The sequence below is a fragment of the Geodermatophilus maliterrae genome (genome assembly GCF_041018925.1).
Taxonomy (GTDB): domain Bacteria; phylum Actinomycetota; class Actinomycetes; order Mycobacteriales; family Geodermatophilaceae; genus Geodermatophilus; species Geodermatophilus maliterrae.
Map to the genome: position 1 here is coordinate 15905 of NZ_JBFNXQ010000010.1, position 20999 is coordinate 36903.

23 protein-coding genes are annotated in these 20999 nt (G+C 74.4%); 7 read left to right on the forward strand and 16 right to left on the reverse strand.

What is annotated here, in order from left to right:
- Positions 1-73: 73 nt before the first annotated feature.
- Positions 74-622: a GNAT family N-acetyltransferase gene (locus tag ABQ292_RS05325; protein WP_369203991.1), complete on the reverse strand. Its 549-nt coding sequence runs from the start codon at positions 620-622 to the stop codon at positions 74-76.
- Positions 619-828: a hypothetical protein gene (locus tag ABQ292_RS05330; RefSeq protein WP_369203993.1), complete on the reverse strand. Its 210-nt coding sequence runs from the start codon at positions 826-828 to the stop codon at positions 619-621. Before ABQ292_RS05330 ends, ABQ292_RS05325 begins: the two co-directional genes overlap by 4 nt.
- A gap of 242 nt (positions 829-1070) precedes the next feature.
- Between ABQ292_RS05330 and ABQ292_RS05335 the strand changes: the two genes are divergently transcribed.
- From ABQ292_RS05335 to ABQ292_RS05345, 3 genes are all read left to right on the forward strand, one after another.
- Entirely contained in the window at positions 1071-1571 is a 501-nt protein-coding gene (locus ABQ292_RS05335; RefSeq protein WP_369203995.1) for a cupin domain-containing protein, read from the forward strand.
- 39 nt (positions 1572-1610) lie between these two features.
- On the forward strand, positions 1611-2174 hold the full coding sequence (locus ABQ292_RS05340; RefSeq protein ID WP_369203997.1) for a dihydrofolate reductase family protein: 564 nt from the start codon (positions 1611-1613) through the stop codon (positions 2172-2174).
- Between the two features lie 211 nt (positions 2175-2385).
- Positions 2386-3345, forward strand: coding sequence for an anti-sigma factor RsbA family regulatory protein (locus tag ABQ292_RS05345; protein WP_369203999.1), 960 nt, complete (start codon positions 2386-2388; stop codon positions 3343-3345).
- Between the two features lie 54 nt (positions 3346-3399).
- On the opposite strand, the gene ABQ292_RS05350 is transcribed toward ABQ292_RS05345, so the two are convergent.
- The 14 genes from ABQ292_RS05350 to ABQ292_RS05415 all read right to left on the reverse strand — a co-directional run bounded on the left by ABQ292_RS05350 (position 3400) and on the right by ABQ292_RS05415 (position 17547).
- Positions 3400-4125, reverse strand: a complete 726-nt coding sequence (locus ABQ292_RS05350; RefSeq protein ID WP_369204001.1) for a GAF and ANTAR domain-containing protein — start codon at positions 4123-4125, stop codon at positions 3400-3402.
- Between the two features lie 199 nt (positions 4126-4324).
- Positions 4325-5110, reverse strand: coding sequence for a glucosamine-6-phosphate deaminase (locus ABQ292_RS05355; RefSeq protein WP_369204003.1), 786 nt, complete (start codon positions 5108-5110; stop codon positions 4325-4327).
- Positions 5110-6165: a sugar kinase gene (locus tag ABQ292_RS05360; RefSeq protein ID WP_369204005.1), complete on the reverse strand. Its 1056-nt coding sequence runs from the start codon at positions 6163-6165 to the stop codon at positions 5110-5112. The genes ABQ292_RS05355 and ABQ292_RS05360 overlap by 1 nt, the downstream gene beginning before the upstream one ends.
- Positions 6162-7199, reverse strand: coding sequence for a Gfo/Idh/MocA family protein (locus ABQ292_RS05365; RefSeq protein ID WP_369204007.1), 1038 nt, complete (start codon positions 7197-7199; stop codon positions 6162-6164). The genes ABQ292_RS05360 and ABQ292_RS05365 overlap by 4 nt, the downstream gene beginning before the upstream one ends.
- Positions 7200-7237: 38 nt before the next feature.
- Positions 7238-8311, reverse strand: a complete 1074-nt coding sequence (locus ABQ292_RS05370; RefSeq protein ID WP_369204009.1) for a pyridoxal-phosphate dependent enzyme — start codon at positions 8309-8311, stop codon at positions 7238-7240.
- 182 nt (positions 8312-8493) lie between these two features.
- Entirely contained in the window at positions 8494-9120 is a 627-nt protein-coding gene (locus ABQ292_RS05375; protein ID WP_369204011.1) for a bifunctional 4-hydroxy-2-oxoglutarate aldolase/2-dehydro-3-deoxy-phosphogluconate aldolase, read from the reverse strand.
- 9 nt (positions 9121-9129) lie between these two features.
- Positions 9130-9930, reverse strand: a complete 801-nt coding sequence (locus ABQ292_RS05380; RefSeq protein ID WP_369204013.1) for an IclR family transcriptional regulator — start codon at positions 9928-9930, stop codon at positions 9130-9132.
- Positions 9923-11176, reverse strand: coding sequence for a M20 family metallopeptidase (locus ABQ292_RS05385; protein WP_369204015.1), 1254 nt, complete (start codon positions 11174-11176; stop codon positions 9923-9925). The genes ABQ292_RS05380 and ABQ292_RS05385 overlap by 8 nt, the downstream gene beginning before the upstream one ends.
- Positions 11173-12759, reverse strand: a complete 1587-nt coding sequence (locus tag ABQ292_RS05390; protein WP_369204017.1) for a xylulokinase — start codon at positions 12757-12759, stop codon at positions 11173-11175. The genes ABQ292_RS05385 and ABQ292_RS05390 overlap by 4 nt, the downstream gene beginning before the upstream one ends.
- 7 nt (positions 12760-12766) lie before the next feature.
- Positions 12767-13708 carry a sugar phosphate isomerase/epimerase family protein gene (locus tag ABQ292_RS05395; RefSeq protein WP_369204019.1) on the reverse strand — a complete coding sequence of 314 codons (942 nt, stop codon included), beginning with the start codon at positions 13706-13708 and terminating at the stop codon, positions 12767-12769.
- 50 nt (positions 13709-13758) lie between these two features.
- Positions 13759-14550 (reverse strand): sugar isomerase domain-containing protein, encoded by a 792-nt coding sequence (locus ABQ292_RS05400; RefSeq protein ID WP_369204021.1) that lies wholly within the window; start codon positions 14548-14550, stop codon positions 13759-13761.
- Positions 14547-15380, reverse strand: a complete 834-nt coding sequence (locus ABQ292_RS05405; protein WP_369204023.1) for a carbohydrate ABC transporter permease — start codon at positions 15378-15380, stop codon at positions 14547-14549. Before ABQ292_RS05405 ends, ABQ292_RS05400 begins: the two co-directional genes overlap by 4 nt.
- Entirely contained in the window at positions 15377-16351 is a 975-nt protein-coding gene (locus tag ABQ292_RS05410) for a carbohydrate ABC transporter permease (protein ID WP_369204025.1), read from the reverse strand. Before ABQ292_RS05410 ends, ABQ292_RS05405 begins: the two co-directional genes overlap by 4 nt.
- The gene (locus ABQ292_RS05415) at positions 16351-17547 is read right to left on the reverse strand and encodes an ABC transporter substrate-binding protein (RefSeq protein WP_369204027.1); all 1197 of its coding nucleotides are present in this window, start codon (positions 17545-17547) and stop codon (positions 16351-16353) included. Before ABQ292_RS05415 ends, ABQ292_RS05410 begins: the two co-directional genes overlap by 1 nt.
- Before the next feature lie 300 nt (positions 17548-17847).
- On the opposite strand from ABQ292_RS05415, the gene ABQ292_RS05420 reads away from it, so the two are divergent.
- From ABQ292_RS05420 to ABQ292_RS05435, 4 genes are read left to right on the forward strand one after another with little or no spacing between them, the layout of a single operon-like run.
- The gene (locus tag ABQ292_RS05420; RefSeq protein ID WP_369204029.1) at positions 17848-18639 is read left to right on the forward strand and encodes a GntR family transcriptional regulator; all 792 of its coding nucleotides are present in this window, start codon (positions 17848-17850) and stop codon (positions 18637-18639) included.
- Positions 18636-19040 carry a RidA family protein gene (locus ABQ292_RS05425; protein ID WP_369204031.1) on the forward strand — a complete coding sequence of 135 codons (405 nt, stop codon included), beginning with the start codon at positions 18636-18638 and terminating at the stop codon, positions 19038-19040. The genes ABQ292_RS05420 and ABQ292_RS05425 overlap by 4 nt, the downstream gene beginning before the upstream one ends.
- Positions 19037-19783 (forward strand): MBL fold metallo-hydrolase, encoded by a 747-nt coding sequence (locus ABQ292_RS05430; protein ID WP_369204033.1) that lies wholly within the window; start codon positions 19037-19039, stop codon positions 19781-19783. Before ABQ292_RS05425 ends, ABQ292_RS05430 begins: the two co-directional genes overlap by 4 nt.
- The gene (locus ABQ292_RS05435; protein ID WP_369204035.1) at positions 19780-20997 is read left to right on the forward strand and encodes an N-acetylglucosamine-6-phosphate deacetylase; all 1218 of its coding nucleotides are present in this window, start codon (positions 19780-19782) and stop codon (positions 20995-20997) included. The genes ABQ292_RS05430 and ABQ292_RS05435 overlap by 4 nt, the downstream gene beginning before the upstream one ends.
- The last annotated feature ends 2 nt before the right edge of the window (positions 20998-20999 follow it).

Consider the following 20999-nt stretch of genomic DNA (forward strand, 5'->3'; position numbering starts at 1 on the left):
CGCGAGTCCGCGGGCAGCGGGAGACGCCGGGCCCACCCCCGCCGACGACGCGACGATCGCGACGGGGGTCCGGCTACCACGGGTCACCGGCCCGCCAGTCGCAGGTGAGCTCGGCGTCGAGATCGAGGTCAGCGGTGACCGGGAGGACGCGGACGCCGTCGTCGTCCTCCGGGGTCGGCTCGATGCCCCGGGGGGTGAACGCCGAGGTCCTCCCCCGCCACGACCGCCAGCCGCGGGCGGCGTAGAAGCCGGTGGCCGCATCCGTGGTGCTCAGCGCGCCGAGCTCGAAGCCACCGCGGATCACCGACTCGAGCCGGTCCATCAGGGCGGCACCGATCCGCCGCCCGCGCCGGTCGTGGCGGACCGCCAGACCCTCCAGGTACCCGGCGCGCACCGCCCGACCGCGGTGGCGCAGCTGCCGCCGCACCAGGGCGCCGTGCCCGACCAGCACGCCGTCCTCCTCGACCAGCGCGTGCACGCCTCCGAGGCAGTGCTCCCAGTCGGACCCGGTCCAGTCCACGGCGAAGACGCCGGCCAGCAGCGCCCGGACGTCGGCCCGCGCGCCGGCGCCCAGCTCGTCGGTCCGCAGCAGGCTCACCTCGACGTCCGCGCCCGTGCTCACCGGCGCTCCCGCCGGACGACGCCCCGGGCCGGGTGCCGGCTCTCCCCCACCGGGGGGCCGGGCGGCTCGCGCAGGTGGCCGACCGGCTGCCGAGCCGGCCCGTCCGGGCACGGTGTGGCCGCGCCCCACCGGTCGGCGGGCGTGCCCTCGACCACCCGGGTGGCCCGCCCGAGTTCCCCGAGGTGTCGCCGGAGCGCCGAGTGCACCCGTCCCCTCCCCTCCCCCGTCTGCGCGCGACGGTAGGAGAGCGCCCCCCGGCGGCGCAGCCACCCGTGGTCCCGGCGTCGACCACCCTCGGGTGACCCCCCGCCACGTCAGGCGACGTCCCGGTGGTCGGCGGGCGACCAGGGGTCTCGCCGACGGACGGCAGACGGCGCGACCGCACACCCCTAGCGTGGGCCTCGGTCGGGCGCTGCCCGCACCCGCGCTCGGACACCGGGAGGCTGCCATGACCACGGACCGGGACGGGCGTGTGCTCCGCCTGCCGACCGGCGAGCAGATCACCGTGCTCACCTCCGGCACCGACAACGGCGGCACCGCCTTCGAGGTCGAGGCGGTCCTGCCACCGCACCTGTCCGGTCCACCCCGCCACCGGCACCGGTACGAGACCGAGGTGTTCACCGTGCTCGACGGGGTCCTGCGGGTGCGGCTCGGCCGCGAGACGCGGACCCTGGTCGCCGGCGAGTCGGTCACCGTCCCGCCCGGGACCGTGCACGCCTTCGCCAACCCCTCGGCCGAGCCGACCCGGATCCGCACCCGCGAGACCCCGGCCGGCCCGCTGGAGGAGCAGTTCCGGGCGCTGGCCGCCGGTGGCCGGCTGCCGCCGATCGGCCGACTGGCGCGCATCACCGTCGACTCCGGGTACTCCTTCGCCGTCGCCGGCATCCCCGACCGGATCCAGCGGCCGCTGTGGCGCCTGCTGTCCACCCTGGACACCGGCCGGCGGTGACACCGCAGACCCGAACCCGGACACCCCACTGGAGGTCCCGTGCGACGCCTCGAGTACCTGGTCGCCACTTCGATCGACGGGTTCATCGCCCGGACGGACGGCGACTTCACGCCCCTCCTGGTCGCCGGTGACTCCCTCCAGGCCCTGGTCGAGGAGCTGCCGGAGACCCTCCCCGCCCAGGCGCGCCAGGCCCTGGGGGTCGACGCGCCCAACCGGCGGTACGACACCGTGCTCATGGGCGCGGCCACCTACCGGGTGCCCGGCGGGTTGCCCAGCCCGTACCCGCAGCTGCGCCAGTACGTCGCCTGCCGCTCGGGCCTGGACACCCCGGACGACGTCTCGGTGATCTCCGGCGGCCTGCTCGAGCGCGTCCGTGCGCTCAAGGCCGAGGACGGGCTGTCGATCTGGCTGTGTGGGGGCAGCACGCTCGCCGCGGCGCTGCTGCCCGAGATCGACGCGCTGATCCTCAAGGTGAGCCCCGTCGTGCTCGGCCGCGGCCTGCCGCTGTTCGCCGCCGAGGTCCCTACCACCCGGTTCGCCCCGACCGCGGTGCGCACCTTCGCCAACGGCGTGACGTTCCGCGAGTACGTCCGGGTGGGATGACGCGGCTGGGCGGACGACTGCGCGCGACGCACGTGCGCCGTCCTACCGGAGGTGTCGTGGCTGAGGACCGGACGCGCGCAGCGGGACGCGGAGCCGGGACTGGTCGGGTCTCGAGGGGTGACCCACGGCACCGCGACGCCTACCGTGTGAGGAGGAATCTGCGCACGCTTCTCCCCACGATCCGGGGAGCCCTCTGGCGAGCGGAAGCACGATGAGCGAACCCGAGCACGGGCCGGCCGGTCGTCACAGCCACGACGCCCTGCTCTACGACTCGGTCGACGAGCTGATCAGCGCCGCCGTGCCCTTCGTCCTGGAGGGCCTCGCCGCCGGGGATGCCGCCGTCATCACCGCCGGCGCCCGTACGACCGGCGTCCTGACCGAGGCCGTCGACGGCGACCCGCGGGTGCACGTGGTGGAGCGCTCCGCCGTCTACGGCACGCGCACCCCCGCGGCGGTCACGGCCTTCCGCCGGTTGGCCGAGCGCAGCGCGGCGGAGGGCATCGGCCGGGTCCGGGTGGTCGGCGAGGTCGACTTCGGGCGCACCGAGCGGGACTGGCTGGAGTGGCAACGCTACGAGGCCGTGATCAACATCGCCCTCGCGCCGTGGCCCCTGTGGGGCTTGTGCGTCTTCGACACCCAGCGACTGCCCGAGCAGGTCCTGGTGTCCGCGCTGCGCACGCACCCGAACCTGGTCACCCCGCAGGGCCGCGGATCCAATCCGCTGTTCGGCGACCCGGTGCGCTACCTGCGCTCGCTCCCGGTGCCGCCGGAGCCGCTGGAGAACACGCCTCCTCGGCTGGCCGCATCGGACGTCTCCGACTTCATCGGCCTCCGGCACGCCGTCGCGGCCGAGCTCGCCACCTCGGGTGCTCCCCGTGACGTGCTCGGGGACTTCCTCGTCGCGGTCGACGAGATGACCTCCAACGCCGTCCGGCACGGTCACCCCCCGGTCGACGTCGCGCTGTGGATCTCGCCCGACAGGCTGGTCTGCACCATCAGTGACCGGGGACGCGGATGGGACGACCCGTTGGCCGGCTACGGACCCGCGCACGGCGCCGACCTGTCCCGCGGCGGCATGGGGCTGTGGCTGGCCCGCCAGCTCTGCGACCACGTCGACATCACCCATCCCGGGGAAGGCGTCACCGTGCGACTGACCACGCACCTGCGCTGACGTCGGGACCGGTCGTCCGTCCCGGCCGCTCCGCGCCTCCGCCGGTGGGCGGGCCTATCGGCGGCCGAGCTCTCCGGTGCGGACGAGGTGCTCGGCGAGGCGGCGCACCGTGGTGTGGGTGTGCACCGACGCCCGGGCGAGGATGCGGAACGCTCCGTAGGCGTCCACGTCGTGGCGCTCGATGAGGATGCCCTTGGCCTGCTCGATGACCGCCCGCGACGCCAGCGCGGCCTCGAGGTCGACCGCCCGCTTCACGGCGCACCGGTAGAGGTGCAGGTTCCCGGCGGCGACCGCGGCATAGGGCCCGATCCGGGTGGCGGCCGACCGACTGGCCTCGTCGAAGGCGTTCGGTTGCCGGGCGTAGATGTTCATCGCTCCCGACACCTGGGGGCCGTCGATGACCAGCGGCACCGACAGGGAGCTGAGGTTGCCGTGCTCGGCGGCGCGCCGCGCGTGGTCCGGCCAGCGGGTCTCGCTGCGGGTGTCGGGGATCTCGGTGGTCTCCCGCGTCGCGGCGGCGTGCAGGCAGGGGCCGTGACCGCGCTCGTACTGGCCCTCGTCCAGGTCCACGGCGAGTCGTCCGGTGGCCACGACGGTGGACGGGCGCGCCCGGACCAGCAGCGTGACCGATGCCTCCGACCTGCCGGGCATCACCGCCTTGACCAGGTCGGTGACGCGCTGCAGCAGGCCCTCCATCGGCTGCTGACGCAGGGACGGCCGACCCAGGTACTCCAGGACCTCACCGACGGTGGATGGGTGCGGTTGCTGTTCCGGGGACATCGACGTCCATCTCCAGCTCGCCGAACCGCTGGGGGTGGACTCGACCCCGGAGCCCGCACCTGGGGGTTCAGCACTCGATGGATCCGCACCGGGCACAGCAGGGGCAGCCCGGCGCGAGTTCACGGTACTCGGGTGAGCCACCGTGTTGTGCACAGGGCACCCGCCGTGCAACACCACGGCGGGCAACACGAGGAGGCGGCTACAGGCCCTGCCACGCCGGTTTGCCCATGAAGGTCTCCCGGTAGTAGTCCCTCCGCTGCAGGCGCGATCCCGCCGCCTCGTCCACCAGGACGGTGGCGTGCGGGTGGAGCTGCAGCACCGAGGCCGGGCAGGACGCGGTCAGCGGCCCCTCGACGGCCGCAGCGATCGCCGTGGCCTTGCCGGACCCGCTCGCGACGAGCACCAGGTGCCGGGCCTCGAGGATGGTGCCGAGCCCCTGCGTCATCACGTGGCGGGGGACGTCACCGGTTCCACCGAAGAAGCGGGCGTTGTCCTCCCGGGTGCGGGAGGTCAGCGTCTTCAACCTCGTCCGCGAGGCCAGGGACGATCCCGGCTCGTTGAACGCCAGGTGCCCGTCGGTGCCGATGCCCAGCACCTGCAGGTCCACGCCTCCCGCCGCCGCGATGGCGGCGTCGTAGCGGCGTCCGGCGTCGGTGAGGTCCTCGGCTCCCGCGTCGGGGGCGTGCACGTTGCGGGGGTCGATGTCGAGGTGGCCGGTCAGCTCCCGTTCGATCGTCGCCCGGTAGCTCTGCGGGTGACCCGCGGGCAGGCCGACGTACTCGTCGAGGAGGAAGGCGCGGACCGCGGCGTACGACGGACCCGAACCCCGCCGGTGGCGGTCGACCAGTTCCTCGTAGGCCAGCAGGGGGCTCGAGCCCGTGGCGAGGCCCAGGACCGCGTCCGGCCGCCGACGGACGAGCGCGTCGATGGCGTCGGCCAGCATCCGGGCGGCGTCGTCGGCAGACGGCAGCAGGACGACCTCCATCAGACCTCCTGCGGTTCCACGGCGCGTCGGGACTCCGGTCGCCCGCCGACGACGGGGAGCCCCCGCCCGCGCAGGTAGGGGTGCTGCAGCAGTTCGGCACCACCCCACCAGGAGTCGTCCCGGTCGGCGGCGTCGGCGAGGAGGTCGGGCGGGGGCGGCTCCACCTGGTCGGCGACGCTGAGCAGCGCGCGGGCCGCGAACAGGTGCCCCCGGCGCAGCGCGGTGCGCTCGTCGGTCTCCGCCAGGGTGGCCGACAGGTAGCCCGCCGCGAAGGCATCGCCGGCCCCGACCGCCTCCACGACGGGGACCGGCAGGGACGCGACGGTGGTGACCTGGCGGCCGCGCATCGACGTCGCCGCCGCAGCGGCGTCCTTCACGACCAGCACGGGCACCTCCGGCAGGAGCCGGCGGACGTCGTCGGCGGTGTCGGTCCCCCATAGCCGCGCTGCCTCGTCGCGACCGACGAAGACGAGGTCGGCCCTGCGGGCGAGGTCCAGCAGGACCTGCCCCGCCCGGGCGTCCGGCCACAGGCCGGGCCGGTGGTTGACGTCGAAGGAGATCCGCGCCCGTCCGGGACGGGCGGCCAGGAGGTCGTCGAGCAGCGCGGCGCAGGACGCGCTCAGGGCGGCGGTGATGCCGGTGACGTGGAACCACCGGGGGCTGGCTGCCACCGACCCGAGGTCGGCGGGGCCCATCGCCGCGGCAGCCGATCCCTCCCGGTAGTAGTAGACGCTCGTCGTGCCCCGGTCGTGGTCCTTGAGGTAGACACCCGTCGGACGCACGGGGTCCCGACGCACGGCCGACACGTCCACGCCCGCCCCGCGCAGTTCGTCGAGGATCCGCGCTCCGAACGGGTCCGCCCCCACCCGACCGACGAACGCGCAGCGGTGGCCGAGGCGGGCCAGCCCGACGGCCACGTTCATCTCCGCGCCGGCCGTGTGCACGTCCAGGGTCCCCGCCTCCTGCAGCCGCCGACCGCTGGGTGGGGAGAGCTGCACGAGCGGCTCCCCCACGGTCACGACATCGGGACCGGTGAGGTCCTGGCCGGTGCTCACCGGCCCCTCCCCGTGTCCGGTCCCCGGTCCGGCACCTCCACCGGTGCGCCCGCCGCCAGGGACGCGACCACGGCCTCCGCCGCCTCGACCCCCCAGCACACCTCCTGGAGCGGGACCCGGTCGGCCGGCCGCCGCCCGAGGAAGACGTCGATGGCGTAGGCCACCTCCTGTCGGAGCGCTCCGCCGACCGTCCCGTCCTCCTCGGGCCACAGCGAGAGATCGGGGACGACGGCCCCCGTGCTGGTCCACTCGACGAGGTCGTCGGCCACGAGCCGCTGGCGCAGGATGCCGTCCGCGCCGAGGACCTCGGCCTCGGCGACGATGGAGCCGTCCAGGGCCAGCGCTCCGGCCAGTGTCCGAGGGGCGGAGTCGGGCACCAGCCACGCCGACTCCACGGTGGCGATGACGCCGCCCTGGAACTCCAGCAGCGCGCTCACCACGCTGGGCGCCTCGTCCTCGGCCGCCCGTGCCGCGACCGCGCTCACCCGCTGGACCGGACGGCCGGTGAAGGACACCGCGAGGTCGATGTCGTGGATGCACGACTCCCAGACCGGGTGCACCCGGTCCCCGAACGAGAGGAACCACTGCCGGCTGAAGTCGCGCCGCAGCCGCAGGGCACACAGCCGGCCGATGCCGCCGCCCGACAGGGTCTGCCGCATGCGCACGTACGGAGCGGCGAAGCGGGAGATCTGACCCGCGACCACCTCGCGGCCGGCCGTTGCGGCGGCTGCGGAGACGCGCCATGCCTCGGCACCGGACAGCGCGAGCGGCTTCTCGACGAACACGTGGCAGCCCGCTTCGAGCGCGGTGACGGTCAGGTCCGCGTGCGTCGCCTCGTCCGAGACCACCACGACGACGTCCGGCTCCACCCGTGCCAGGAGGCTCGGCAGGTCACCGGAGACCACCGCCACGCCCAGGCCTCCGGCGACGTCGGCCAGCCGCCGCGCGTCGACGTCGCACAACCCGACGACCTCGGCACCCAGCTCGCGCCACACCCGCGCGTGCAGTGCACCGAACCGTCCGACGCCGGCCACGACGACGCGTGGACCCGCTGCCGGTCCCGTCGGACCCCTCACCGCTCTCCCCCCTCCGCCGCGGCGACGGCCGGCGCCGCCGCCAGCGGCTCCTTGGCGCCGTGGCCGGTCAGGACGACCACGGCGCTGCCGCCGTCCGGCACCAGCGCCGCCACCTCGTCGTCGGCCAGCGCCGCGAGGGCGGCTGCGGCCGCCGGCTCGACGAGCAGCCCGCGTCCGGCCGACGCCGTCGTCGCCCGTGCCATGTCGTCCTCCCCCACGTCGACCACCGTCCCCCCGCTGTCCCGGACGGCCGCGAGCGTGAGCAGCCCCTCGCGTTCGTAGCCCCGCAGGGAGTCGGCGATCGCGCCGGCTCTCGTCGGCAGCACCGGCGGCGGCACGGCCAGGGACGCCATCCAGTCCCCGTGCCGCCACGCGCGGGCCAGGGGCGCGCAGGCCCTCGCCTGGACCCCCACGAGCCGGGGCGTGCGGGCCGCGACCCCCGCGGAGACGGCGTCCTCGAAGCCGCCGAGGAGCCCGCGCAGCAGCGGGCCGGCCCCGACGGGCACGACGACGACGTCCGGGACGTGGCCGAGGTCGTCGAGCAGTTCCACGGCGAGCGCCCGGTAGGCCTCGGCGAGGACGGGGTTGCGGTAGGTGGTGGTCACGTTGAACCACCCCTCGTCCTCCGCCCGGACCGCCCGCGCGTACGCGGAGCTGTAGTCGCCCTCGACGAGTTCGACGTCCGCGCCGTGCGCGGCTGCGGCCGCCAGCTTCAGGGCGGCCCTCGACCCCGTTCCGCACAGCACCCGGCACGGCAGGCCGGCGGCGGCGGCGTAGGCGGCGGCCGAGACGGCGGCGTTGCCCGTCGACGCCAGGACCAGACCGGGCAGCCCGAGGTCCAGCGCCACGGACGCGGCCAGTGCCATGGCGCGGTCCTTGAACGACAGGGTCGGGTTGAGCGCCTCGACCTTGGCGTGGACGCGCGCGCGGTCGCCGAGGAGGCCTGCCAACGGCAGCAGCGGAGTGGTGCCCTCGCCCAGGGTCACGGCGTGCGCCGTCCGCGGCAGCAGCCCGGCCCGGCGCCACACACCGGTCCGGGACCGGTCCTCGCGCAGGTCGTCCGGTCCCACCGCAGACGGGTGGACGACGATCGGTCCACCGCAGCGCGCACACCGGTAGGCCGGGAGGTCCGCGGCCGAGCCGCACTCCGCGCAACGCACCCCGTAGGCGCGCCTGCCGCCACCGCGGTCCCCCGGCGGGGAGGACGACCCCGCCGACGACACGGCCGGCGTCACGGGTCCCGACCCGGCGGTCATCCCGGCGCCCGGGAGCGGAGGGCGGCGTGCGCCCGGGCCTCGACCGGGCCCCAGTCGCGCCGGCGGACGTCCTCGTGCGAGCACAGCGCCGTGCTGAGCCCGACGGCCAGGGCTCCCCGTGCGATCCAGTCCCCCACCGACGGGACGTCGATCCCCCCGGTGGGCACGACCTCCAGCGTGGGGAAGGGACCGCGCAGCTGTCCCAGGTACCCGGGGCCGAACGCCCCCGCGGGGAAGAGCTTCACCGCGGTCGCCCCGGCCGCGGTGGCGGCGACGACCTCCCCGGGGGTGAGCACGCCCGGGAGCGCCGGCACGCCCGAGCCCAGCAGGGCGTCGAGCAGCTCTGCGGGGCTCCCGGGCGAGACGACGAACTGGGCTCCGGCGCCGACGGCCCGGGCCACCTCGCCCGGGGTCGTCAGCGTGCCGGCACCGATGACGTGGGAGGGCAGCCGCTCCCGGAGGGTGGTCACGACCCGCTCCGCGTCCGCCACGGTCCAGGTGACCTCGATGGCGCCGATCCCGGCGCCGGCGAGGACCTCGGCCGCCGCGACCACGCCCGCGGCGTCGTCACCACGCAGGACGGCGAGCACCCGCTGCTCCTGGAGCACCTCGTGCAGTTCCACGTCCGATCCCTAGTCGTCGTCGGGGCCGCGTGCGGCACGGGGGCCTCCCCAGCCGAGCGCGGCCGAGATGCGACCGGCCGCGGCCCGCACCAGCTGCCCGGTCTCGTCGAGGCGCGCCCGGTCGAAGCGGGAGGCAGGGGTGGACACGCTGATCCCGGCGACCACCCGGCCGCCGTGGTCGAAGACCGGCGCCCCGACGCAGCAGATGCCCAGCTCGTTGTCCTGGAGGTCGGTGCTGTAGCCGCGCTGCCGCACCTGCTCCAGCACCGCGTGGACGTCCCCGTCCCGGGCGGCGTGGCCGAACACCCGGCGGGAGCTCTCCACGACCTCGTCGACGACCGCGGCGGGCGAGTGCGCGAGGACGGCGCGCCCGATGGCCGTGCTCAGCGCGGGGTTCGTGCCGCCGACCCGGCTGTACATCCGTACGGGGTGCGGGCTGTCGATCTTCTCGATGTACACGATGTGCACCGAGGCGAGGATGCCCAGGTGACAGGTCTCGCTCGTCCGCGAGACCACGTCGGCCATGGCCGGCCGGGCGGCCTCCCGCAGGTCGAGCCCATCGAGGAACGCCCGGGCGAGGACCACCGTGCCCGACCCCACGACGTAGCGCCCCGCAGCGGTCTCCCCGACGAGGGTGGACCTGCGCAGCACGCCGAGGAGCCGGTGCAGCGTCGTCATCGGCACGTCCGAGGTCCGGGCGAGGTCGGCCAGCGACAGCCCGGAGGGGTGCTCGGCCAGGATGTTGAGCACCTCGACAGCCCGCTCCACCGCCCGCATCCCGCCGCCGCGCTCACCGCTGCTCTCACCCATGGGCACCCCTCCCGGAGATCTCGGTCCGCAGGTAGCGCGCCGCGAAGTCCACGTACACCTCCGTCGCCGCGCGGACCTGGTCGAGGGGGACCCACTCGTCCAGGGAGTGCGCCTGGGCGATGTCACCCGGGCCGCACACGACGGTGGGCGTACCCGTCCCCGCCGCCAGCAGCGCCCCGTCGGTCCAGAAGTCGACGCCCACCGGGTGTCCGGCGCCCGGCAGACGCTCGCCGACCACCTCGGACAGCAGCACGACCCCGGGATGGTCCTCGGGGCACTCCAGGGGAGCGTGCACGAAGCCGGAGGTGCCCTCCATCTCCCGGACCACGGCGGAGACCCGCGGGTCCGCCCGCCTCAGCGCCGCCACGATGTCACGCACCTCCTCGAGCACCTCGTCGTGCCGCTCCCCCGGCAGCCAGCGCCGGTCCAGCTGGACGCTGCACCGGGCGGGGACCATGGGAGGACGGTCACCTCCTCGCACCACGCCGACGTTGACCGTGGCGCTCCCGAGCACCGGGTGCGTCCGCCCGGACAGCCGGGGTACGAGGTGTTCCTCCACGGCGGTCGTGAAGCGGGCCGCGTGGTAGACCGCGTTGACGCCCTCGTGCGGCACGCTGCCGTGCGTCGCGACCCCCTCGAACTCCACCTCGATCCACATGGCGCCCTTGTGCGCGCGGGCCACCCTCATCGAGGTCGGCTCGCCGACGACGGCGAAGTCCGCCCGGGCCGGGGCGCCGGAGGTCCGGCCCTCCGCGAGGGCCTGCATGCCGGCGCTGCCGCTCTCCTCCCCGGCGACGGCGGTGAGCACGAGCTCACCGTGGAAGGCGACGTCGGGTGCGGCGAGCACGTCCAGGCAGGTCAGCATGGCCGCCAGCGCGGCCTTCATGTCCACTGCCCCCCGCCCGTACAGTCGCCCGTCCCGCACGACCGGCCGGTAGGCGTCCGGCATCCCGTAGCCGGGCACCGTGTCGAGGTGCGCGTTGAGCATCAGGGTCGGGCCGGGCATGCCGCCGCGGACGACCGCCGTCACGTTGGCCCGGCCGCCGTCGACCGCCTGGAGCGACACCTCGCTCCGCTCACCGGGGAGCCTCGTCGCGAGCTCGTCGGCCAGCAGGTCCGCGACCGCGCGCTCGTGCACCGGCAGGTCCTGGTGCCCCTGCGTCCGGATGAGCCGCTCGGCCAGCTCGAGCACCGCGTCGTGGTCGACGCGGCCCAGGAGCCGGTCGGCGGCCGCGGGGCCGCTCACGCCCCGACCTCCACCGCCGCCTCGGCGCCGCCCGCCCGCGCCGGAACGCGCAGGTCGGCGTCCGTGCGGCGCCCCATCTCGGTGAGTGCCTCGACGCCGACCTCGTACCGGTGCTGGGCAGCGCGGTAGCGCTGCACCGTCTCGGCGGCGGGGAGCTCGACCGGCTGGACGTCGACGCAGACCCGCGCCGCCTCCTCGGCGTCCCCCCACACGCCGAGACCCATCCCGGCCAGCATCGCGGCGCCGGTGGGCGAGGCGTCCGCGGCGACGCGTTCGACCGGCAGGTCGTGGACGGCCGCCAGCGTCTCCGCCCACACGGACGAGCCCGACAGGCCACCGCCGATCCGCACCCGGGTCACGTCCTCCGCGAGCGGCCCCACGTGGGCCACCGCCGCAGCACAGGCGAAGGCCACGCCCTCCAGCACCGCGCGCGCCAGCGTCGAGGGCCGGTGGTCCACCGTCAGCCCCAGGAACGCGCCGCGCACCCGTGGGTCGTGCGTCGGCACGCTGGTGCCCAGCAGGTGCGGCACGTACACCGCGCCCGACGAGCCGGCCGGCTCGTCGGCGGCCATCTCGTCGAGGCGGGATCCCGCGCTCGCCGAGCCGCCGAGCGCCCCGGCCAGGAGTGACCTGGCGACCCAGTCGACGCTCATGCCCACGGCGTACACCGACGCCATCGCCAGGAAGCCGTCCGACGCCGCACGGCCGAAGACGAAGTGGTGACCCGGCACCGGCTCGTCCAGGGGCGTCGTGACCTGCGCGGCGGTCCCGGCGTTGACGTACACGGTGCCCGGTGCCACGGCACCGGCTCCGAGCGCGGAGGTGGAGACGTCGCCGGCACCGGCCACCACCGGCGTACCCGGAGGCAGACCCAGCTCCACGGCGGCTGCCTCGGTGACACCCCCCACGACCTCGGCCGACGACGAGACGGTGGGGCCCATCGGGCGGTCCACACCGCACAGCCGCCACAGGGAGGGGTCCCACTGCCTCCGGTGCACGTCGTAGAGCAGCGTGCCGCAGGCATCGGTGGTGTCGGTGCCCCACGTGCCGGTCAGCCGGTGCCGCAGCACGTCCTTGGGCTGCACCAACCGCACGGCCCGCCGGATCGACTCGGGCTCGTGCTCGGCGAGCCAGGCCAGCTTGGGTGCGGTGAAGGCCTCGACGACCGGGTTGGCGCACGCGGCGGTGAAGGCGTCCACCGACCCCCGCAGCCTGCGGACCTGCGGGCCGCTGCGCCGGTCCGCCCAGGTGATGGCCGGCCGCACGCACCGGCTCGCCTCGTCGACGAGGACGACGGCGTGCATGTGCCCGCTGAGCCCGACGGCGCGGACCCGGCGCCCCGAGGAGCCGACGGCCTCGCGGACGGCGCCCGCCGTGGCGTCCCACCAGTCCTCCGGCGCCTGCTCGTGGCCGCCGTCGGCCGAGGTCGCCGACGGGTACGCCCGGTAGCCGCGTCCGGCGGGACGGCCCGTGGCGACGTCCACGAGCAGCGCCTTGGCGCCGGTCGTGCCGAGGTCGACCCCGAGGACCAGGTCCCCGCGGGCTCCCCCCTCGCCGTCCGCGACCGGCGCCCGCGCCGTCATCGGCTCGTCACCGGGCCCGCCGGGGGGTGAAGCCGAACTCGCCGAGGAACTCGAGGGACTCCTCCGCGACCCGGTCGAAGTCCGCCAGGCCGACACCGGCCGGCTCGCCCACCCCGATGGTGCCGCCGGCCTGCCAGCCCTCCCACTCGACGCTGACGTAGCCCTGGAAGTCGATCTCGGAGAGGGCCTCGAAGGTCTCCCGGAAGTCGACCAGCCCACCGCCGAACCAGATGTGGTTGGTGTTGACGATGGTGGGCAGCCCCACCTCGTCCTTGATCTGCACGACGTCGATGTACCGGCCCAGTCGCTTGATCGCCTTCTTGACGTCCATGAACGGCTTGACGGCCACGTAGAACGCGCCGGTGTCCATCGTCATCCGCAGGTTCTCGGCACCGACCTCGTCGAACATCCGCTCGATCAGCTCGACGCGGTTCAGGATCGTCCCCTGGAGCAGCTCGATGCTGACGTTGAGGCCGAGCCGCGACGCGTGCGCGGCCACCTCGGTGATGGCCTCGCGGCACTGCCGCCATGCCTCCTTGCGGCTGAGCAGGACGTTGAGCGGCGGGTCGTAGTACCCGTCCCCGATGAGGGTCACGACGGACCCGCACCCGAGGACGGCTGCCGCGTCGAGGGCCTTCTCGAAGGTGGCGATGCCGCGCTCCCGGTCGAACTCCCGGGGGCTGACGAACGTGGTGTGGCAGCCGAGGTACCCGATGTCGATGCCGAGCCCCTCCGCGGTGGCCCGCAGGTCGACCAGTTGCTGGTCGTACTGGTCGGCGGGGACGTCGAGCAGCTTGGCGAAGATGAAGTCCACGCCGTCGTAGCCGTACCCGGCGGTCCGCTCGGCGCACCAGGTCACCGGCTTGTCGCCCCAGCTGTTCCAGGCGGGACCGGCCGCCTCCAACCGGCCCCAGGGCATGTTGGGCCACACTTCGAGACTCAGCTTCACGGGTCGGTTCTCCTTCGGGCTCAGGGCGGTCGTGGACGACCGGACGGACGTCACAGGTGCGGCACCCGCCCGGACAGCGCGGCGACCGCCTCCTCGTTGTGCTCCGCGGCACCGGGCATGTTGGCGCTGAGGAAGACCTCCGGGCGTTCGCCGCGCGCCAGCTGGACCGCGCAGGCCTCGACGACGAGGCTGTTGAGCAGCGCGAGACCCACCACCGTCGAGGCAGGGCCGGTCGGCGGCAGGTCGTCGGCCAGCCGGACCAGCGCGTCGCCCGGAGGGCAGTGGTTGTCGATGACCACGTCCGCCACCTCGTGCAGCCGCGGCCCCGGGTGCCGCACCGCCTGCGCGTAGGCCCGTGACGTGATGGCGACGACCGGCAGCCCGTGCGCCTTGGCCGCGGAGGCGACCTCGACGGGCAGGGCGTTGGCGCCGGAGTTCGACGCCACGAGCATGCAGTCGCGCTCGGGCTCGAGCCGGTAACCGGACAGCAGGTCGGCGGCGTGGCCCGGCTCGCGCTCCAGCACGGTGCTGCGGACCGCGCCCTCGTGCAGCATGTACGGCGGCTTGAGCACCGGGCACACCCGTGCCGCGCCCCCGGCCCGGTAGAAGGCCTCCTCCGCGAACATGTGCGAGTGCCCGCTGCCGAAGACGTAGAGGACGCCGCGGGCGGAGAACGTCGCGGCGACGACCTCGGCCGCCCGGCGCACGGTGTGCACCTCCTCGCGCAGCGCCGTGGCGAGCACCGCCTGCAGGCGGTCCTGGTAGACCGCGGCGGCCGTCCGGGTCCCGCCCCCTGCCGGGAGCGCCTCCTCCGCCGGGCCCGCACCCCCGGGCTCGGTCACTTCACGGCTCCCGCGGTGAGCCCGCCGACGAAGTACTTGCCGACGAACAGGAACGGGACGATCGCGGGGATCATGGTGCAGACGGTGCCCGCCATGAGCAGGCCCCAGTTCACCGTGTACTGCCCCATGATCGCGCTCAGCCCGATGGGCAGGGTCTTCAGCGCGTCGTCGACGAGCAGCTGGGAGGCGAAGACGAACTCCGTCCAGGAGTAGACGAACGCGTAGACCGCCACGGTGGCCAGCCCGGGCGCCATCAGCGGCAGGACGACGGAGAACATGGTCCGCAGCGGTCCTGCACCGTCCACCGCTGCGGCCTCGTCGATCTCCTTCGGGATCGCCTGGAGGAACCCGCGCAGCAGCCAGGTGCAGAACGGCGCCGTGAACGCGACGTTGACCAGGATCAGCGCCGTGTGGGTGTTGACGATCCGCAGCTGCGCGAAGACCTGGTAGAGCGGGACGAGCAGCAGCGTGCCGGGGATCATGTAGGAGAGCAGGACCAGACCGGCGATCTTGTCCCCGCCCGGCACGCGCAGGCGGTACAGCCCGTAGGCGCCGAGGAAGGCGACCAGCACGGTGAACGCCGCGGTCAGCAGCGCGACGATGAAGCTGTTGGTCAGGTAGGTCCCGTAGTCCGTCGCCGTGAACAGCTGCCGGAAGCTGTCGAAGGTGACGCTCTGCGGGAAGAGGGTCGGCGTCGTGCGCAGGATCTCCTCCCGCGACTTCAGCGAGGAGATCGTCACCCAGTACAGCGGCCCGAGGACGATCACCATGAGGACCGCCATCGCGGCCCAGCGGGGCATGCGGGCCAGGATCGCGTGCACGTCGCTCACACCTCCTCGGGCTTGGCGAAGCGGATGTAGAGCCAGGCGAGGATGCCGAGCAGGACGATGGCGGCGACGCTCATCGCGGCGGCCTCGCTGGCGCGGAACGCCTTGAAGGCGGTGTCGTAGATCATCACCGGCGCGGTCGTGCTCGCTCCGGACGGTCCACCACGGGTCACCAGGTAGATCGAGTCGATGATGTTGAAGGACCACAGGGTCCCGACCAGGCCGAGCGCGAAGAGCACCGGCTGCAGCAGGGGCAGCGTGATGTGCCAGAACATCTGCCAGGCGTTCACGCCGTCGACCTTGGCGGCCTCGTAGACCTCGCCGGGGATCGTCTGCAGCGCCCCGAAGATGATCACGGTGCCGAGGGGGAACCAGTGCCAGCTGTTCATGAGGATCAGCGTGGGCATCGCCCAGTCCGGGTCGGCGAAGAACTGCACGCCGTCCAGCCCCAGGACGCCGAGGCCCTTCGCGAGGAGCCCGTAGTTGCTGTTGGTGAGCCACTGCCAGATGACCGCCACGGCCACGGTCGGGATCACCCAGGGCAGCAGGACCCAGGTGCGCGCCGCCTTCGACCAGCGGCCCACGCGGGTGAGCAGCAGGGCCGTCGCCATGGCCAGCACCGTCTGGACGACGAGGTTGCCGACGAGCCACACGCCGGACCGCCGCAGGCTCTCCCACAGGGCGCTGTCCCCGAGGATCGCCTGGTAGGTGCGCAGCCCCACGAACGAGGACGGCGTGCCGACGACACCCTGGTCCTGGAAGCTGAGCAGCACGGTGTTGACCAGCGGGAACCCGATGACCAGCAGCATCAGCAGGATCAGCGGGGCCACCAGGACGATGCCCAGCAGCGTGCCGGCCCCGCGCCGGCTGCGCCGGGGCCGGGGACGGACCGCGGCGCCGGCGGAGCGGTGCGGCGCCCCTCCCTGCCGGGTGCGGAGGCCGCCCTCCGCACCCGGCGCTGCGGTGCTCGACATCAGCCCTGCACCGCGTCCAGCATCATCTGCTGGCCGGCGGCGACCGCCTCCGCCGGGTCCCTGCCCTCGACGGCGATCTGCTGGATCACCTGCGCGAGGACGTTCTGACCGGAGATGTTGCCGATCTCGTCGACGTACTGGCCGCCGACGAAGCCGAACAGGGCGCCGCTCCGGGACTGCTCCAGCATCTGGTCCACGCAGTCGCGGTACGTGGTGATGACCTCGTGGGACGTCCAGCTCTCGGCCTCGACGCCGTCCTCGGTCAGTGGCAGGAAGAGCCCCGGCTCGGCGTTGAGGAACTCGCCGTAGTTCTCCGGCTGCAGCAACCACGCCAGGAAGTCCTCTGCCGCCTCGGCCCGCGCGTCGTCCTCGGACAGCACCATGGCCGCGTTCGAGTAGTAGATGCTGCCCGGCTGCCCTCCGTCGGCCGGCTGCGGGATGGGGGCGCAGCCCAGGTCCTCCGCCGGGCGGCCCGACTCCTCCTCGAAGGGCATGAGGTACTGCCCCTTCTCGATCGCCATGGCGGCCGCACCGCTGTTGAAGGCGGCCTGGGGCTCACCCCACGAGTAGTTGGCGCTGTCCGGCGGCGAGAACTCCATGAGGCGGTCGTAGAACTCGAAGGTCTCCACCACCTCGGGCCGGTCGAAGTCCGGCTGGCCGTCCTCGGTGAAGAAGTCCCCGGCACCGTTGGTCAGCATGAAGCTGTAGATCACCTGGTCGGTGGCGAGGTTCTTGCCGGCCGGGAGGGCGATGCCGCTCCGCCCGTCCCCCGTCGCCGCCTCCGCGGCGGCGAGGAGGTCCTCCCACGTCTCGGGGGCCTCGGTGATGCCGGCCTCGGCCAGGAGGTCCTCGCGGTACCACAGCATCTGGACCATCCCGTACATGGGGACCGCCCACACCTCGTCCTCGTCGGTGTAGGGCGCGGTCGCCGCCTCGATGTACCGGTGCTCGCCGTCCAGCTCCTCGACGACGTCGGTCACCGGCCGCACCTTGCCGAGGGGCCGCACGTAGGTGGTGAAGTCGGGGATGGTGAAGAGGATGTCCGGCTGGGTGTTCGACTGCACCGCGCCGGCGATCTTGGTGTAGATCTGGTTCCAGTCCTGGACCTGCTGCTCGACCGGGAACTCGGGGTCGGTCTCGTTGTAGCGGTCGATCAGCGCCTGCCACGCCTCGACGCGGTTCGGCGGCTGTTCCATGTGCCAGAGCGTCAGCGTGTCGCCCCCACCACCTTGATCCGCGACGCCCCCCGTGCCGCCGCCGCACGCCGTGGCGCCGAGCGTGAGGGCGACGAGGGCGGCAGACAGCGGCGCGCGCCTCCGGATCCTGCGGACCGTCATGAGGTTCGTCCCTTCGGTGTACCTGCCACCCGGACCGGCGGCTTTGGTCTAGACCTAACCCCCGCTGCTTCCATCTTGTGAAAGAGTGTTCCGGATTCTAGGCTTGCGGTCTAGAACGCGTCAACGGTCCTGGTCGCCCCGTTCCGTCGAGGAGTCCTCATGGCGTCCCACCCGCCGCCTCCCGGCCCGGAGCCGTCGGGGCTGCCCAAGTACCTGGAGATCACCGCCACCCTCCGCCAGGAGCTCAGACACGCCCCGGAGGGATCGCGTCTGCCGCCGGAGCGGGACCTGGCCGAGCGCTTCGGCGTCAGCCGCATGACGCTGCGCCAGGCGCTGGACGAGCTCGAGCAGCAGGGGCGGCTCGAGCGGATCCGGGGCAACGGGACCTTCGTCCGTCGCCCCACGGTGACCATGGGTCCGTTCCTCACCTCGTTCACCGAGGACATGCGGGCGCGCGGGCTGCAGCCGTCCGCGCGGGTGCTGGGCTTCACGCGGACGACCGCGAGCACCGAGGCGGCGGAGGCGCTCGGCCTGCCGGAGGGCGCGGCCGTGGTGTGGATGGAGCGGCTGCGCCTGGCCGACGGTGAGCCGATGTGCGTGGAGGTCGCCCAGTTCCCGGCGCGGTTCCAGCGACTGCTGGAGGAAGGGGACCCGGAGCAGTCGGTCCACGACCTCCTGCGCGAGGCGGGCGTCGTCCCGTCGTCACTGCGGCGGCGGGTCCGTGCCGTCGCGGCGGTCCAGCGCGAGGCGCTGCTGCTCGACCTGCCGGACGGCGCGCCGGTGCTCGAGGTCCTCGACGTCTTCGCCGACCCCACCGGCCGGCCGATCCAGTACGCCCGGTCGCGGTACCGCCCCGACCGCTACGAGGTCTGGACGTCGGTCCAGTCGACCTCGACGCCCCGCCCCGACGACCATCCCCAGGAGTCGTCCGACCCCCGGAGTTCCCCGTGACCCGTACCGCGCACACCAGCCCCGACCTGCCGGCCCCGGCGGGACCCTACAGCCACGTCGTCCGCGCGGGGGACGTGGTGTGGACGGCGGGCTTCGGCCCCCAGGACCCGGCCACCGGACAGGTGCCGGAGGGGATCGAACGGCAGACCGAGCAGGTGATCGACAACGTCGAGACCGCCCTGCGCGTGGTGGGGCTGGGTCTCGGCGACGTCGTCAAGACAACGGTCCACCTGCAGCACCTCGAGCGGGACTTCGCGGCCTACAACGAGGTCTACGCCCGCCGGTTCGCGTCGCCGTACCCGGTGCGCACGACCGTCGGTAGCGACCTGCTGGGCATCCTGGTGGAGATCGACGTGGTGGCGGTCGGCCCCTCCTCCCCTCCCGGGGGACCTGCGCGGTGAGCGCCCGCCCGGTCCTCGACGGCGTCTGGTTGGTCGCCAGCGGAACGGACGAGGCGGCGCTGACGGACCCCCACGACTGCCACTGCTACCTGCTGTGGGACGGCGACGGCGGGTTCCTCGTCGACGCGGGGACCGGGCTCGGCGCCGAGCAGTGGCTCGACAACGTCCGCGAGGTGTGTGACCCGAGCCGGCTCGGTGGCGTGCTGCTCACCCACTACCACGCCGATCACGCCGGCGGAGCGGCCGCGGCGCAGGAGGCCGGCCTCGCCGTGTTCGGTCACCGGCTCACCGCGGGAGCGCTGGCGACCGCGGACGAGGGTCGGACGCAGGTGGCGCGGGCACGCGCTGTCGGCGTGTACCCGCCGGACTACCGGCTGCGGCCGGCGCAGGTGCAGCCGCTCGCCGGGGGCTCCCGGGTGACCTCCGGCGGCGTGTCCGTGGAGGTCGTCGACGCCCCAGGCCACTGCGACGGCCACCTGGTCTTCCTCGTCGGGGCGACGGGCGGCGTCCTGCTGAGCGGTGACTGCCTCTTCTCGGGTGGCCGGGTGGGCCTGCAGGCCATCCCGGACTGCCGGCTCGTGGAGTACGCGGACACCGTCGCGGCCCTGGCGGCTCGCTCCCCCGACGTCCTGCTCCCCGGCCACGGGGACCTGGTCCTCGGTGGGGCCGCGCAGGCCGTCGACCGGGCCGCGGCGTCCTTCGCCCGGCTGGTCCCGCCGCCCAACTTCCTGGTCGCCTGGTGACGCCCCCGCCCGGCGCCCCGGCCTCCCCGCAGCTGCTCGTGGGCAGCGTCGTGCTGCCCGACCGGCTGGTGGCCGACGGCGCCGTCGTCCTCGTCGGGGACCGCATCCTCCACGCCGGCCGCCGGGACGACCCGGCGGTGCCGGTGGGCGCAGCCCGTGCGGACCTCCCGCCGGACGTGCTGCTGCTGCCCGGCCTCGTCGACCTGCACTGCCACGGCGGTGCCGGAGGGGAGTTCGGCTCCGACCGGGAGTCGGCGCGCCGTGCCGCCGAGCACCACCACCTCGCGGGCAGCACGACGGTCGTGGCCAGCCTCGTCTCGGCCAGGCCCGCCGCGCTCGTCACCGCGATGCGGGTCTGCGCGGAGCTCGCGACCGAGGGCGTGGTGGCCGGCGTCCACACCGAGGGCCCGTTCCTGTCCCCCGCCCGGCGTGGAGCGCACGACCCGGCTGCCCTGTCACCGGTCGACCTGGGCCTCGTGGACTCACTCGCGGACGCCGGCGACGGGCGGTGGCGCGCCATGACCTTCGCGCCCGAACTGGACGGGACGGCCGAGCTGATCCGTCGGCTCGTCGACTCCGGCGTCGTGCCGGCGGTGGGGCACACCGATGCGGACGCCGCGACGACGACCGCGGCGTTGACCCGTGCGGCCGGGCTCCTCGGCGATCGGCGCCGCGCCGTGGTCACCCACCTCTTCAACGCGATGCCGGCGATGCACCACCGCGAACCGGGACCCGTCGCTGCGAGCCTGGCGGCCGCGGCGCGGCAGGAGGCGGTGGTGGAGCTGATCGCCGACGGGGTCCACCTCGCGGACGCCACCGTGGCCATGGTGCTCGACGTGCTCGGCCCGGGGTCGGTGGCCCTCGTGAGCGACGCGATGGCCGCGACCGGCATGCCCGAGGGTCGCTACCGGATCGGGGACCTCGACGCCGTCGTCTCGGCCGGCACCGCCCGACTCGTGGACGGGGACGCGATCGCCGGCAGCGTCAGCACGCTCCTCGACACGGTCCGGCGCTGCGTCCGGCACGTCGGCGCCCCTCTCCCCGATGCGGTGCGCGCGGCCAGCGGGACCCCGGCGACGGTCCTGGGCGTCGACGACGAGGTGGGGGCGCTGCGACCGGGCCTGCGGGCGGACGTGGTCGCCGTCGACCGGGGACTGCGTCCCGTGGCGGTCTGGCGAGCCGGACACCGGCTCGGCCCTCCGCACGCCCCCTGACG

Coding starts and splice junctions, on each gene's coding strand:
- ABQ292_RS05350 (WP_369204001.1), bottom strand. CDS start 4,125: ATGTCCCCGGAACAGCAACCGCACCCATCCACCGTCGGTGAGGTCCTG.
- ABQ292_RS05380 (WP_369204013.1), bottom strand. CDS start 9,930: ATGGGTGAGAGCAGCGGTGAGCGCGGCGGCGGGATGCGGGCGGTGGAG.
- ABQ292_RS05420 (WP_369204029.1), top strand. CDS start 17,848: ATGGCGTCCCACCCGCCGCCTCCCGGCCCGGAGCCGTCGGGGCTGCCC.
- ABQ292_RS05415 (WP_369204027.1), bottom strand. CDS start 17,547: ATGGAACAGCCGCCGAACCGCGTCGAGGCGTGGCAGGCGCTGATCGAC.
- ABQ292_RS05335 (WP_369203995.1), top strand. CDS start 1,071: ATGACCACGGACCGGGACGGGCGTGTGCTCCGCCTGCCGACCGGCGAG.
- ABQ292_RS05345 (WP_369203999.1), top strand. CDS start 2,386: ATGAGCGAACCCGAGCACGGGCCGGCCGGTCGTCACAGCCACGACGCC.
- ABQ292_RS05410 (WP_369204025.1), bottom strand. CDS start 16,351: ATGTCGAGCACCGCAGCGCCGGGTGCGGAGGGCGGCCTCCGCACCCGG.
- ABQ292_RS05355 (WP_369204003.1), bottom strand. CDS start 5,110: ATGGAGGTCGTCCTGCTGCCGTCTGCCGACGACGCCGCCCGGATGCTG.
- ABQ292_RS05390 (WP_369204017.1), bottom strand. CDS start 12,759: ATGACGGCGCGGGCGCCGGTCGCGGACGGCGAGGGGGGAGCCCGCGGG.